Genomic DNA, 13,405 nt, shown 5'->3' with positions numbered 1-13,405 from the left:
CAGAATTTAAAAAAGCCGGGCTTTACCGCGATGCTACGGAAAGATAAACTGAATCCCCAATTTTCCCCCAAAAGTCCCGTCCTACCCGGAGGCGGGAAAGGAAACTCCTTGCCTTCCTTCCGGGCCAGCGGAGGAGCCAGGCGATGGAAGTCTTCATTAAGAGCGGAAGCCCCGAAAAACAGCGAACTGCATGCGTGGTGGTAGGCGTTTTCGAGCCCCGGCGCTTATCCCCGGCGGCCCGCGACATCGACCGGGCCACCGACGGCTACCTGACCAAGCTGCTTCGCCGCGGAGACCTGGAAGGACGCCAGGGGCAGTTCCTGATGCTGCACAACCTGCCCAATATCCTACCGGATCGCGTCCTGCTCGTGGGCATGGGCAAAGAACGGGACCTGGACGACAAGCGCTACCGGGAAACGGTGGAGTCGCTGGTCAAGCACCTGGACGGCACCGGCTCCATGGAGGCGGTGGTCTATTTCCCCGAGCTCCACGTCAAGGGCCGGGAGATCGAGTGGAAGGTACGCGCCGCCACGGAATCCGGAGCCCTGGCCCTCTACCGCTTCGACCAGTACAAGTCCAAGACGGAAAAGCCCCGCCGACCGCTGCGTCGTCTGACCTTCTGTGTCCCCCGCCGAAGCGACCTCCGCGAGGGGCAGGCCGCCGTGGACCGGGGGCTCGCCTACGCCAACGGGGTGACGCTCGCCCGGGACCTTGCCAACCAGCCGCCCAATGTGGCCACCCCGGTCTACATGGCCGAGCAGGCAGAGGCCCTCGCCAACGAGTGGAACCTGGGCCTGACCGTGCTGGACGAGAAGCAGATGCAAGAGCAAGGAATGGGTGCCTTCCTGGCCGTGGGTCAGGGCTCTGTGAACCCGCCCCGGCTGATGGCCATGGAGTACCAGGGCGGTGCCAAGGGCGACAAGCCCTACGTACTGGTGGGCAAGGGCATCTCCTTCGATTCGGGCGGCATCTCCATCAAGCCGGCGGCGGCCATGGACGAGATGAAGTATGATATGTGCGGCGCCGCGGGAGTATTCGGTATCATGCGCGCCGTGGCCGAGCTGCAGCTCCCCATCAACGTGGTGGGCGTGGCCGCCGCGGCGGAGAACCTGCCGGACGCCAACGCCTACCGGCCCGGCGACATTTTGACCTCCATGTCGGGGCAGACCATCGAGGTCATCAACACCGACGCCGAGGGCCGCTTGGTACTCGCGGACGCCCTGAGCTGGATCCAGCGCTACGACCCCCGGGTGGTGATCGACATGGCCACGCTCACCGGCGCCTGTGTGGTGGCGCTCGGCAAGAACGCCGCCGGCCTGATGGGCAACAACGACCGGCTGGTACGCGAGCTCATGGACGCCGGGGACGAGTCCGGGGAGCGGGGCTGGCAGCTGCCCCTCTGGGACGACTACCAGGAACAGCTCAAGAGCAATTTCGCCGACATGAAGAACGTGGGCGGCCGCGAGGCCGGAACCATCACCGCCGGCTGCTTCCTGTCCCGGTTCACCGAAGATTACGAGTGGGCCCACGTGGATATCGCCGGCGTGGCCTGGAAGAGCGGTGACAACAAGACCGCCACCGGCCATCCCGTGCGCATGATCAGCCAGTACCTGGTGGAGCGCGCGACTGGATGAGCCCGCGGGTGGATTTCTTCCGCATCCAAGGGGACGGGGAAACCGCCGTCCTGCAGGCTGCCTGCATGGTGGCGGGCAAGGCCTACGGATCCGGGTACCGAGTACTGCTGTTCGCGGCTTCCGAGGCCCTTCTCGATGACCTGGATAACCGCCTGTGGACCTATCGGGCCGGCAGCTTCGTGCCCCATGCGCGCCGGGAGCGCCTCGACGCGGCGGCTCCCGAGCCCGTGGTCCTGTCCCGGGACTGCGCCGAAAGCGGCGATGCCGAGGTTCTGGTCTGCGTCAGTCCGCCGCCGCCGGATTGCCTCTCCGGATTCCAGCGGGTGGCGGAGTTCGTTCCCACGGAACAGGCCGGACGGGATGCGGCCCGGCGGCGATACAGCGAGTACCGGCAGGCCGGCTACGAGCTCCACACCCACGATTTGCGCGTCAATTGACAGGCGGCACGAGCCGACCCGATACTGAACGGCCAATTTCCCGGACCGCGGCGCCAAGGGACCAAGCATGGCGGAACAAGAGCGCAACCAATCCGCTTCCTCCGAAAGCCTGAGCCCCCAGGGCAACGGCTCGGATGTGAGCATGGACGAGATCCTGACCAGTCTCCGCAACATCCTCGAAGAGGATCAGGAGGAGACGGAGGCCGCGAGCCAGGCGGGCAGCTCGGAGCCCGGCGATCAGGCGGGCCCTTCCTCCGACGACGAGCTGCTCCTGACCGAGGTGGTCGAGGAGGGAAGCACCACGGACAACGATTCCGATAGTACCGCGGAATCCAGTCCCCCGACATCCGGCACCCCAGAATCCGACACCCCGGAAACGGGAGCGGAAACCGCCGAGGTGCCCGGGCACTTCGCGGTAGACGATTTCAACCTCGACGAGGACGAGACCGCCGGCATTCCCGCGGAGGCCTCCGAGTTCGACGCCCTGTTCGGCCGTTGGGAGCGCGAGGAGGCCGAGCGGGACATCCTGGAAGGCGCGGAGCCTGAGGAAGACTCCGCCGCCCCCGCCGGCGGGGAGGAGAACGGCCCCGCACCGGAGCCGCCCGAGGAGGCGACCGCCTCCCATGCTGAGCCGGCCCCCGAGCCGGAAGCCGCGCCCGCCCCGGAGTCCGGGCCCGAAGCCTCCGAGCCCGAAACGCAGGAGCCAGCGCCGGAAGCCTCCGATTTCGAGCCCGACCCGGCGCCTGCCGCAGCCGAGGAAGCCGCCCCAGCGGTCCCGGAGCCATCCGCGGTCCCCGGCCCCGAGCCGGCCCCGGAGCATGCCGTTCAGCAGGAAGAGGACACGGCGGAGGAGGCGACCGAAACCACGGAGCCGGCGCCCTCGGAACAGCCCGCCCCCGCCGCGGCGCCGGAGGTGGACGAGGAGGCTCTGAGAAGCACCGTCCAGGAGACCGTCAGTGAGCAGGTGGCCAAGGCCACCGCCGACCTGGATTCCGCCTTGGCGGCCGCCCTCGAGCCCAAAATCCGGGAAGCTCTGCAAGGATACCTGGAAGAGCGGCTGCCCGAGCTGCTCCGCGAGCTGGCCGAGGCGGAGATCGAGCGCATCAAGAAGGGGGAGTGACCGGGCCCGACCCGCCCTCCGCCACATCGCCTTCCGAGCCCCTTGATCCGCTGGGTCGGGGGGTTTTTTGGTTTTTCCCGCCGGGGTTCGCGGCCGCTCCAGCCCTTCCCCGGAATCGCCACGACGCATCGGTGCGGGTGCCCAGACGAGGATTTCATGACGCAGCCATCCGATTCCCTGCCCAAGACTTACGATCCCGAGGACGTGGAGACCCGGTGGTACGCCCACTGGGAGGCGAACGGCTACTTCAGTCCCGACATGGAGGCGGACGCCCCGCCCTTCGCCATCATGATCCCGCCGCCCAACGTCACGGGCACCCTCCATATGGGACACGCCTTCCAGGACACGCTCATGGATGCCCTGACCCGGTACCACCGCATGCGGGGCCACCGCACCCTGTGGCAGCCCGGCTCCGACCACGCCGGCATCGCCACCCAGATGGTGGTGGAGCGTCAGCTGGAGCAGGAGGGCCGAACCCGGCATGACCTGGGACGGCAGGCCTTCATGGACCGGGTCTGGGAATGGAAAGAGACGTCCGGCAACGTCATCAGCCAGCAGCTCCGCCGCATGGGCGCCAGCGCCGACTGGTCGCGCGAGCGATTCACCATGGACGCCGGCCTGTCGCAGGCGGTGAACGAGGTGTTCGTGCGCCTGTTCCGGGAAGGTCTCATCTACCGCGGCCAGCGCCTCGTGAACTGGGACCCGGTGCTCCACACCGCCATCTCCGACCTGGAGGTGGAGTCGGAGGAGGAAGCCGGCCACCTCTGGCACTTCCGCTATCCGCTTTCCGACGGCTCCGGGCACGTGATCGTGGCCACCACCCGCCCCGAGACCATGCTCGGCGACCAGGCGGTTGCGGTGCACCCCGAGGATGAGCGCTACACGCACCTCATCGGCAAGACCATCCTGCTGCCCCTGGCCGAGCGGGAGATCCCCGTCATCGCCGACGAATACGTGGACCCCGAGTTCGGCAGCGGCTGCGTCAAGATCACCCCGGCCCACGACTTCAACGACTACGAGATGGGCCGGCGCCACGACTTGCCGCAGCTCAACATCCTCACTGACGACGCCCGCATCAACCAAAACGCCCCGCCCGCCTACCAGGGCCTGGACCGCTACGAGGCCCGCGAGCGGGTCGTGGCGGACCTGGAGACCCGGGGCCTCCTGGAAGCCGTGGAGGAGCACACCCTCATGGTGCCCCGCGGCGACCGCTCCGGCACGGTCATCGAGCCCTTCCTCACCGACCAGTGGTTCGTAAAGGTGGACCCGCTCGCCGAACCGGCCATCGAGGCGGTGGAGAACGGCGACATCCGCTTCGTCCCGGAGAACTGGGCCAAGACCTACTTCGAGTGGATGCGCAACCTGGAGGACTGGTGCATCAGCCGCCAGATCTGGTGGGGCCACCGGGTGCCGGTCTGGTACTGCGCCGAATGCGACGAGAATCACCTCAAGCTGGCCGCCCACGACCTGGAGCTCGACGGCGTCAAAGTGGGGCCCGCCTCCCCGGCCTGGCTCAAATACCACGAGTTCGACCTGGCCACCGTCCTCGACCAGATCGAGCACGTCAGCGTGGGCTCGGAGGCCACCCCCATCGTTCCCGGCGACGGCGAGCAAACGCCCAGCCAGTGCCCCCACTGCGGCAGCACCCTCCTGATCCAGGATCCGGACGTCCTGGACACCTGGTTCTCCTCCGCCCTGTGGCCCTTCTCTACCCTGGGCTGGCCCGCGGACACCAGGGAGCTGGCCACCTTCTACCCCACCTCGGTGCTGGTCACCGGCTTCGACATCATCTTCTTCTGGGTGGCCCGCATGATCATGATGGGGTGCAAGTTCATGGGCGACGTGCCTTTCAGGGAGGTGTACGTGCACGGCCTGGTGCGCGACTCCGAGGGCAACAAGATGAGCAAGTCCAAGGGCAACGTCCTCGACCCCCTGGACCTCATCGACGGCATCGACCTGGAGGCGCTGGTGGAGAAGCGCACCAGCGCCATGATGCAGCCGGCCAAGGCCAAGGCCGTGGAGAAGATGACCCGCAAGGAGTTCCCCGAGGGAATACCGCCCTTCGGCGCCGACGCCCTGCGCTTCACCTTCGCCTCCCTGGCCACCATGGGCCGCGACATCAAGTTCGACCTGGGCCGAATCGAGGGCTACCGCAACTTCTGCACCAAGCTCTGGAACGCCGCCCGCTTCAACCTCATGCACGTCTCCGAGCCGCCCGCCGCGGACACCGAGCTGCGCTGGGCGGACCGCTGGATCATCTCCCAGCTGCAGCGCACGGAGGCGGAGGTGGTCGAGGCCATGGAGGCCTACCGCTTCAACGACGCCGCCCACGCGGCCTACGACTTCATCTGGCACAGCTACTGCGACTGGTACCTGGAGCTGGTGAAGCCGGCGCTGAACAGCGGGGAGCAGACCGCCGCCGAGAGCGCCCGACGCACCATGATCCGCGTGCTCGAAGCCAGCCTGCGCCTGCTGCACCCCTTCATGCCCTTCATCACCGAGGAGATCTGGCAGAAGGTTGCGCCCCTGGCCGACAAGGAAGGGGCCACCATCATGCGGCAGCCCTATCCGGAGGCCGACGAAGGGCGCATGGACTCCGAGGCCGAGGCCGAATTCGAATGGCTGGAAGGATTCGTGGGCGCGGTGCGCTCCATCCGGGGCGAGATGAACATCAATCCGAACCGGGCCATTCCCCTGCTGCTGCGCGGCGGCGGCGATGATGACCGGGCGCGGGTCCGCGACCAGCGCGCCCTGATCGACGCCCTGGCGCGCCCGGAATCCCTGGACTGGGTCCCGGAGGGTGAAGAGCCGCCGCAGTCGGCCACCGGCCTCGTCGGCGACCTCCAGATCCTGGTGCCGCTGGAGGGGCTCATCGACGTGGAAGCGGAGATCCAGCGCCTGGACAAGGAGCTGGAGAAGGTGGATGCGGACCTGGAGCGCAGCCGCAAGAAGCTCGATAACCCCAGCTTCCGCGACAAGGCCCCGGCCGATGTCGTGGCCAAGGAGCGGGAGAAGCTCACCGAGCTCGGGGACCGGCAGCAACAGCTCCGGGACCAGCGGCAGCGCCTCGCCTCCCTGCGGGCGTGAGCGGCACCGCAGGGAGTGGCCGCGCGGGCCGCGAAGCGCGCGCTCCCCTTCCGGCAAGCAACCGAAGCCGTTACCGGCCCGTCGTGGCGGCCCTTCCGGCCGCCATGGCACGGGCAACCATTTTCCGAGGTTCCCGCCATGCCCATTCCGCTTCCGCAGGCCGTCGTCCATGACAACGTCGCCCGCGCCCTCGCCGAGGATATCGGCCCCGGCGACCTGAGCACCGCCGCCGTCCCCGCCGATCGGGAGGTGGAGGCCACCATCATCGCCCGGGAAGCGGGCTTGCTGTGCGGGCGCCCCTTCGTGGAAGCCGCATTCGCCCAGCTGGATGCCCGAATCGTCATCCGCTGGCACACCCGGGAAGGCGAGCGTCTGGAAGCGGACGGACAGATCGCCACCCTGCGCGGAACGGCGGGCCCCCTGCTTACCGGCGAGCGCACGGCGCTGAACTTCCTGCAGACCCTTTCCGGTACGGCCACCGCAACCGCGGAGCTGGTGGCGGCCGTATCCGGCACCGGCGCGCGGATCCTGGATACCCGCAAGACCCTGCCCGGGCTGCGCAGCGCGCAGAAATACGCGGTCCGCGTGGGCGGCGGCCACAACCACCGGCACGGCCTGTTCGACGGCATTCTGCTCAAGGAGAACCATCTAGCCTGGGCGGGGGGCCTGGAGCCGGCCGTCCGGGCCGCCCGCGAATCGGCGCCGCATACCGTGGGCGTGCAGGTGGAGGTAGAAAGCCTGGAGGAATTCCGCGCCGCCCTGCGCGCCGGCGCGGACGCGGTGCTGCTGGACAACTTCTCCCCGGCGGACCTGCGCGCCGCGGTGGAGAGCAACCGCGAGGGCTGCTTCCTGGAGGCCAGCGGCAACATCGGCCCGACCAACGCCCGCGAGGTAGCCGAAACCGGCGTCCACGCCATCAGCTCCGGGGCCCTGACCCGGGATCTGGTGAGCCTCGACCTGTCCATGCGCTTCCGGGATACCCATGGAGGCTGAGGCCGCCTCGCGGCCACGCTCGGGCGCCGCCTCCCTGGGCCTGCTGGCCCTGGTGATCCTGATCTGGGGCGCCAACTGGCCGGTCATGAAGATGGCGCTCACCTACATGCCGCCGCTCACCTTCGCTGCGGCGCGCATGGTCATGGGCGTGGCCATCATGTTTCCCTTGGCCTGGGCCACCGGGGCGTTGCGCTGGCCCACCGCCAACGACTGGCGGCTGGTGGTCATGGTGGCGCTCATGCAGATGGCGGGCTTTACGGCGCTGGTCATCACGGCCCTGCAATACGTGCCGGCCGGCCGCTCCGCCATCCTCGCCTACACCACGCCGCTGTGGGTCACACCCGGCGCGGTGCTGCTCCTGGGCGAGCATATCGGCCGCATGAAGGCCGCCGGCCTTGGCCTGGGGCTGGCCGGGGTGGGCGTGCTGTTCAATCCCTTCGGCTTCGATTGGGGGAAGCCGGAGGTGCTGGTGGGCAACGGGCTTCTGCTGCTGGCCGCCTTTCTGTGGGCCGCCCTGATGCTGCGCATCCGCGGCCACCGCTGGGACGGCTCGCCGCTCTCCCTGATGCCCTGGCAGCTCGCCATCGCAGCCGCGATCCTGGTCCCGACGGCGCTCATCGTGGAAGGGAGCCGCCCCATCGACTGGAGCTGGCCCCTCGGCGCCTTCCTGTTCTACAACGGGCCCCTGGCCACCGCTTTCTGCTTCTGGGCCATCATCACGGTCAACCGGTCCTTGCCGGCCATCACCACCTCCCTGGGTACGCTCGGCGTCCCCGCCTTCGGTCTGGCGGTTTCGGCCCTGGCTCTCGGCGAGCCCCTCACATTCACCAACACCGGCGGCCTGGCCCTGATCCTCTCGGGACTGGTGCTTGTCACCCTGGCGGATCGCAGGCGGGCGGCCGGCTGAAGCCGGCCGCCGGCTCCGAGAGCCTCCTTCCCCGGCTTGACGCTCTTCCGGTCCTCCGACAAGCTCCCGGCACCGGACAACGGTAGGCGCCGTCCCGGACGTCACCAGTGTCCCACGGCTCCGCCGGAGACCCGTTGGATGGATTCCCCGAGCCCCTCGGTGATACACCATTGCGGAAACGGTTTCCCCGCGGACCGCTCTCCGGACCACGCAACACGGCCACCAGAGGCACGACATGTACTACAAGCTGCTGCTTGCCCTTGTCCTGCTGATCCTCGTGCTGATCTTCGTCCTGCAGAACACGACCATCGTCGACATCAACTTCCTGGTCTGGAAGTTCACGCTCTCCCGGGGGCTTCTGGTCCTGATCGTGCTGCTGGTGGGGATGCTGATCGGCTGGCTGGGCCGCGCCCAGATGGCCCACAGGAACCGCAAGCGGCACAGGCTCTAGGCGGGCGGCGGCCCCGCCTTGGGCGCCAGCGGGGCCCCGATGCCGGAGGCGCAAGGCGGGCTCAGCCGGCCGCTTCTCCGGTACCCGTGTCCGCATCGTTCGCGCCCTTCTCCCTGGAGCCCAGGGCCTCGCGGGCCTGCCGCATCACCCGGTCCACCATGGGGCCTGGAAGCTGCCGATTGCGGGCCGCTTCGCGCAGGCCCTTCGCCAGCCCGGTACGCGCCAGGGCCTGCCAGACGCCCTCGGGACTCCGATCCCGGCGGATAATGCGGGACTGGTTGACGGCAATGTCCCCGCCGCGTTTGAGGATCGCCTCCAGGTCCGCCTTGTCCAGGCTGGCATCCTCGCCCTCGGTCAGCCCGGGTCCCAGCTCCGCGCGCAGGTGGCCGATGCGGGACTTCACGCGCCGCGCCAGATCCGCCCGCGCCTTGCTCTCCGCCCGGCTGCGCCCGGCCAACGGACCCGCACCTTCTTCCTCTTCCGCCTTCCCGAAGCCGAGGACGAGCCAGTTCTCGCCGTTGGCCTCCGCGACGAGGTCCCGCCACTCGGCGGGCAGATTGTCGGGAGCCGGCTGCGCCACATAACGGGGGCCACCCCCGCACCCGGCCAATAGTCCCGCCACCATCAGACCAAGCATCCAGCGCCCTGCACAGGCCATGTTTCCTCCTTTCGGCACCAAGAGACTCTATGGCCCGTAGTCTGCCGGACTGTCCGTGGGTGTCCAGCGTTATCCCTGGGCGACCAGGAGAATGTTCAGGTCCATTACGTTGGTTCCGGTGGGTCCGGTGACCAGGCGGTCGTTCAGAAGCTCCAGAACCGCGCCGCTGTTGTGCCCATCCAGGGCCTCTCCTATCGAACGTCCCGCTTGCGCCGCGCGCTCCCGGGTGGCGCCGTCCACCCAGCCGCCGGCCGCCTCCGTGGGCCCGTCCGTGCCGTCGGTACCCGCGCACAGAGCGCCGACGCCGGGTATGCCGTCGAAATCCCCGGCCATGGCCAGGGCCATTTCCTGGCTGCGCCCGCCCTCCCCCGGATCCGCTCCGAGGGTCACCGTGGTCTCCCCGCCCCAAAGCAGGGCGGCCGGGGCCGCCAGGGGGGTGCCGGAATCCGCCGCCTCCAGGGCCACCGAGGCCAGCGCCCGGGCAGCCTGCCGCGCCTCTCCCTGGAGGCGGCTGGTGAGTATCAAGGGCTCGTAGCCGCGCCGTCGGAGCGCATCCGCGGCGGCCTCCAAAGCGCTTCGGTTGTTACCGACCACCACGTTGCGGCTGTTGCCTAGCTCGCCGGACTTCGGGGTCTCGGCATGGGTGCCGGCCCGTCCGGCCTCCAGGTGCATTCGCAGGGAGGGGGGGAAATCCGGCATCTCGGGGAGAAACGCCAGGCCGTCGGCGTAGGTGGTGGGATCGGGTGCCGCGGGGCCAGAGCCGATAACCGCCGGATCGTCCCCTACCACGTCGGACAGCAGCAGGGCCGTCACCTCGGCCGGGGCGGCGGCCCGGGCCAGCTGACCACCCTTAAGCAGGGAGCAGTGCTTGCGCACGGCATTGATGGCCTGGATGGGCAGGCCCGCTCCCACCAGGGCGGCATTGGCGCGGAACCAGTCCTCGGGATCGAGGCCGGGGGGCAGGACATCGGCCAGGGCGGAGGCGCCTCCGGATACCAGCAACAGGAGCCCATCCCGGGGCCCCAGCGCCTCGACGCGGTCCAGAATGGCGGCGCCGGCGTCCAGCGACCGCGCGTCGGGCCGGGGGTGGCCGGATTCCAGGACGGTCACGCCCGCCGGACAGGCCGCCCCGTGGCCGTCCTTGGTCACCACCAGCACCTCTTCCGGGCGCACCGGCAGCACCTCCATGGCCCCGGAAACCATCGAACACGCACCTTTGCCCACGGCAATTACCAGGGTCCGTCCAGCCGGCGAAACCGCCCCGGGGTGGTCCCGCAGCCATCCGGCCACGAGACGGTCGGGCTCCGCCGCCTCCAAGGCGCTCCGGAAGGCCGCCTCGGCGTCCGTCTTCAATCGCTCCTGCCGTTCCATGGAAGCTCCTCCGCATCGGCGGTGATCGGGGGAGGTGGGCCCCTGGACAGGGCCCGGGATTTCGGTCGGTCGGGAATATGTGCTGGCGCTTCCGCGCCCGGAGGGCGTAGCGGGTCCGAGGCGACGCTATCCGCTCAGACCAGGCCGGCGGTCACCAGCGCCTGCTCCAGATCGGCCTTCAGATCCTCGGCGCTCTCGAGACCCACGGAGATCCGCACCAGGCCCTCGGTAACGCCGCCGGCCTGCCGTTCCGCCTCGGAAACCCGGGAATGGGTGGTGCTCGCGGGGTGGGTGACCGTGGTCTTGGTATCGCCGAGGTTGGCGGTGATGGAGGGGATCTTCAGGGCATTCACGAAGCGGAAGGCGTCCTCGCGGCCGGCGGGCAGCTCGAAGGCCAGCAGCCCCCCGAAGCGGCTCTGCTGCCGTTTGGCCAGCGCATGGCCGGGATGGTTGGACAGGCCGGGGTAGCGGACGCGCTCGGCGCCCAGGCGCTCGGCAAGGTAAGCGGCCACTTCCTCGGCGTTGTCGCAGTGGCGCTCCATACGCAGGGAAAGGGTTTCCAGCCCCTTGAGGAAGACCCAGGCGTTGAAGGGGCTCATGGTGATGCCGGCGGAGCGCAGGATGGGGAAGATTTTTTCCCCGGCCAGCGCCTCCGGCCCCACCACGGCGCCGCCCACACAGCGTCCTTGGCCGTCCAGATACTTGGTGGCGGAATGGACCACCAGGTCCGCGCCCAGCTCCAGGGGACGCTGCAGGGCGGGGGTGCAGAAGCAGTTGTCCACCACCAGCCAAGCCCCGGCGCGATGGGCCCGCTCCGCCAGATCGGCGATATTGGCCACGGCCATGCCGGGATTGGAGGGGGTCTCCAGGAAAAACAGCTTGGTGGCGTCGGTGGCCGCGTCCGACCAGGCCTGACCGTCGGCGGGGTCGACGAAAGTGGTGGCCACGCCGAAGCGGGAGAAGATGTTGTTGAGCAGCCCCGTGGTGGAGCCGAACAGGCTGTTGGAGGCCACCACGTGCTCGCCGGCGTTGAGGAGACCGAGAAGCGTCGCGGTGATGGCGCCCATGCCCGAGGCGAAGGCGACACCCCGCTCACCGCCCTCCAGGCTCGCCAACCGCTCCTCGAAGGCGCGCACCGTCGGATTGGTGAACCGCGAGTAGATGTTGCCGGGGCTCTCGCCGGCGAATCGGGCCGCAGCCTCCTCGGCCGTATCGAAGACGAAGCTGGAGGTGGGGAACAGGGCCTCGCTGTGCTCCTTCTCCCCGGTGCGGTGAATGCCCTCGCGGATGGCGCGGGTCTCGAAGCTGGGGTCCTCGCTCATCCCGTCTCCTCGCGCAGCAGGCTCATCTGCGGCGTCTTCTCCTCGGGTGCAACGGGGTAATTGTCGGAGAAGCAGGCATCGCAGTAGCCCGGCTCCCGGCCACCCATGCCGCGGTAGAGGCCCTCCAGGCTCAGGTAGGCCAGGGTCTCGCAGCCCAGGCTGGCGCGAATCTCCTCCTGGGTATAGTTGGCGGCGATGAGCTGCTCGCGGTCCGGCGTATCGATGCCGTAATGGCAGGGGCCGATGGTGGGCGGGGCGCTGATGCGCATATGCACCTCCTCCGCCCCGGCGGCCTTCACCATGCCGACGATCTTGGCACTGGTGGTACCGCGAACGATGGAGTCGTCCACCAGGATCACCCGCTTGCCCTTGAGGATCTCGCGCACGGCATTGAGCTTCACCTTCACGCCGAAGTGGCGGATGGCCTGCTTGGGCTCGATGAAGGTACGGCCCACGTAGTGGTTACGGATCAGGCCGAGCTCCATGGGCAGCCCCGACTCCTCGGCATACCCCATGGCGGCCGCCACCCCGGAATCGGGGACGGGCACCACCACGTCCGCCTCCACCGGATGCTCGCGGGCGAGCTCCCGGCCGATGGCCTTGCGGGCATTGTATACGTTGATGCCGTCGAGGGTGCTGTCCGGACGCGCGAAGTACATGTACTCGAAGACGCACATCCGCCGGGCCTGAGGCTCGAAGGGAAAGTGGGAGCGGACGCCCTCCGGGGTGATCACCACCATCTCGCCGGGCTCGACGTCCCGGACCAGGTCGGCACCGATCAGGTCCAGGGCGCAGGTCTCCGAGGCGAGCACGTAGGCGCCGTCGATCTCTCCCAGCACCAGGGGCCGGAATCCGAGCGGATCGCGGGCGCCCACCATGCGCGACTCGGTCAGGGCCACCAGGGTATACGCTCCCCGCACCTCCCGGAGGGCGTTGGCCAGCCGTTCCTCCACGCTGGCGCCCTGCGCCCGGGCCACGAGATGGATGATGACCTCCGTGTCCATCTCCGTCTGGAAGATGGAGCCCTGACGCTCCAAGTCCTCGCGGAGCTGGTTGGCGTTCACCAGGTTGCCGTTGTGGGCCATGCCCAGACCACCGTGCTGATAATCAATAACCAGCGGCTGGGCGTTGCGCTCCACGGAGGCGCCGGAGGTGGAATAACGCACGTGGCCGATGGCGTGGCGGCCCTTGAGCCGGGATATATCGTCGGGACCGAAGACGTCCGCCACCCGGCCCATGCCCCGATGGGTATGGAAGAGCGTACCGTCGCAGGAAGTGACGCCCGCCGCCTCCTGGCCCCGGTGCTGGAGGGCGTAGAGGCCCAGATAGGTGAGGTTGGCCGCCTCTTCGTGGCCGAATACCCCGCAGACGCCGCACTCGTGCTGGAAGGCGTCATTGTCGATGGTCACCGCATGATTCATGAAA

11 protein-coding genes are annotated in these 13,405 nt (G+C 68.8%); 7 read left to right on the top strand and 4 right to left on the bottom strand.

What is annotated here, in order from left to right:
* Nucleotides 1-143: 143 nt before the first annotated feature.
* The 7 genes from ACERLL_RS08235 (at nucleotide 144) to ACERLL_RS08205 (ending at nucleotide 8,629) form a co-directional block, all read left to right on the top strand.
* Complete coding sequence (locus tag ACERLL_RS08235) at nucleotides 144-1,634, top strand: leucyl aminopeptidase (RefSeq protein ID WP_373655599.1); 1,491 nt, start codon at nucleotides 144-146, stop codon at nucleotides 1,632-1,634.
* Nucleotides 1,631-2,071, top strand: a complete 441-nt coding sequence (locus tag ACERLL_RS08230) for a DNA polymerase III subunit chi (protein WP_373655598.1) — start codon at nucleotides 1,631-1,633, stop codon at nucleotides 2,069-2,071. Before ACERLL_RS08235 ends, ACERLL_RS08230 begins: the two co-directional genes overlap by 4 nt.
* Before the next feature lie 67 nt (nucleotides 2,072-2,138).
* Nucleotides 2,139-3,191: a prolipoprotein diacylglyceryl transferase gene (locus tag ACERLL_RS08225; protein WP_373655597.1), complete on the top strand. Its 1,053-nt coding sequence runs from the start codon at nucleotides 2,139-2,141 to the stop codon at nucleotides 3,189-3,191.
* 177 nt (nucleotides 3,192-3,368) lie between these two features.
* On the top strand, nucleotides 3,369-6,278 hold the full coding sequence (locus ACERLL_RS08220; protein WP_373655790.1) for a valine--tRNA ligase: 2,910 nt from the start codon (nucleotides 3,369-3,371) through the stop codon (nucleotides 6,276-6,278).
* A 138-nt stretch (nucleotides 6,279-6,416) separates the two neighbouring features.
* On the top strand, nucleotides 6,417-7,271 hold the full coding sequence (gene nadC, locus ACERLL_RS08215) for a carboxylating nicotinate-nucleotide diphosphorylase (protein ID WP_373655596.1): 855 nt from the start codon (nucleotides 6,417-6,419) through the stop codon (nucleotides 7,269-7,271).
* Nucleotides 7,261-8,178 (top strand): DMT family transporter, encoded by a 918-nt coding sequence (locus ACERLL_RS08210; RefSeq protein WP_373655595.1) that lies wholly within the window; start codon nucleotides 7,261-7,263, stop codon nucleotides 8,176-8,178. Before nadC ends, ACERLL_RS08210 begins: the two co-directional genes overlap by 11 nt.
* Nucleotides 8,179-8,413: 235 nt before the next feature.
* A complete protein-coding gene (locus ACERLL_RS08205) occupies nucleotides 8,414-8,629 on the top strand; it encodes a lipopolysaccharide assembly protein LapA domain-containing protein (protein ID WP_373655594.1) in 216 nt (71 codons plus the stop codon).
* 61 nt (nucleotides 8,630-8,690) lie between these two features.
* On the opposite strand, the gene ACERLL_RS08200 is transcribed toward ACERLL_RS08205, so the two are convergent.
* From ACERLL_RS08200 to purF, 4 genes are all read right to left on the bottom strand, one after another.
* Nucleotides 8,691-9,287, bottom strand: coding sequence for a hypothetical protein (locus ACERLL_RS08200; protein WP_373655593.1), 597 nt, complete (start codon nucleotides 9,285-9,287; stop codon nucleotides 8,691-8,693).
* A 69-nt stretch (nucleotides 9,288-9,356) separates the two neighbouring features.
* On the bottom strand, nucleotides 9,357-10,658 hold the full coding sequence (locus tag ACERLL_RS08195; RefSeq protein ID WP_373655592.1) for a glycerate kinase type-2 family protein: 1,302 nt from the start codon (nucleotides 10,656-10,658) through the stop codon (nucleotides 9,357-9,359).
* 134 nt (nucleotides 10,659-10,792) lie between these two features.
* Nucleotides 10,793-11,980 carry an O-succinylhomoserine sulfhydrylase gene (locus ACERLL_RS08190; RefSeq protein ID WP_373655591.1) on the bottom strand — a complete coding sequence of 396 codons (1,188 nt, stop codon included), beginning with the start codon at nucleotides 11,978-11,980 and terminating at the stop codon, nucleotides 10,793-10,795.
* Nucleotides 11,977-13,401: an amidophosphoribosyltransferase gene (purF, locus tag ACERLL_RS08185; RefSeq protein WP_373655590.1), complete on the bottom strand. Its 1,425-nt coding sequence runs from the start codon at nucleotides 13,399-13,401 to the stop codon at nucleotides 11,977-11,979. Before purF ends, ACERLL_RS08190 begins: the two co-directional genes overlap by 4 nt.
* Nucleotides 13,402-13,405: the final 4 nt, after the last annotated feature.

Origin of the sequence: Thiohalorhabdus sp. Cl-TMA (assembly GCF_041821045.1) — a bacterium.
GTDB classification, from domain to species: Bacteria; Pseudomonadota; Gammaproteobacteria; order Thiohalorhabdales; family Thiohalorhabdaceae; genus Thiohalorhabdus; species Thiohalorhabdus methylotropha.
Note: the sequence above shows the minus strand (reverse complement) of the source record. Positions and strands in the feature narration are given on the sequence as shown.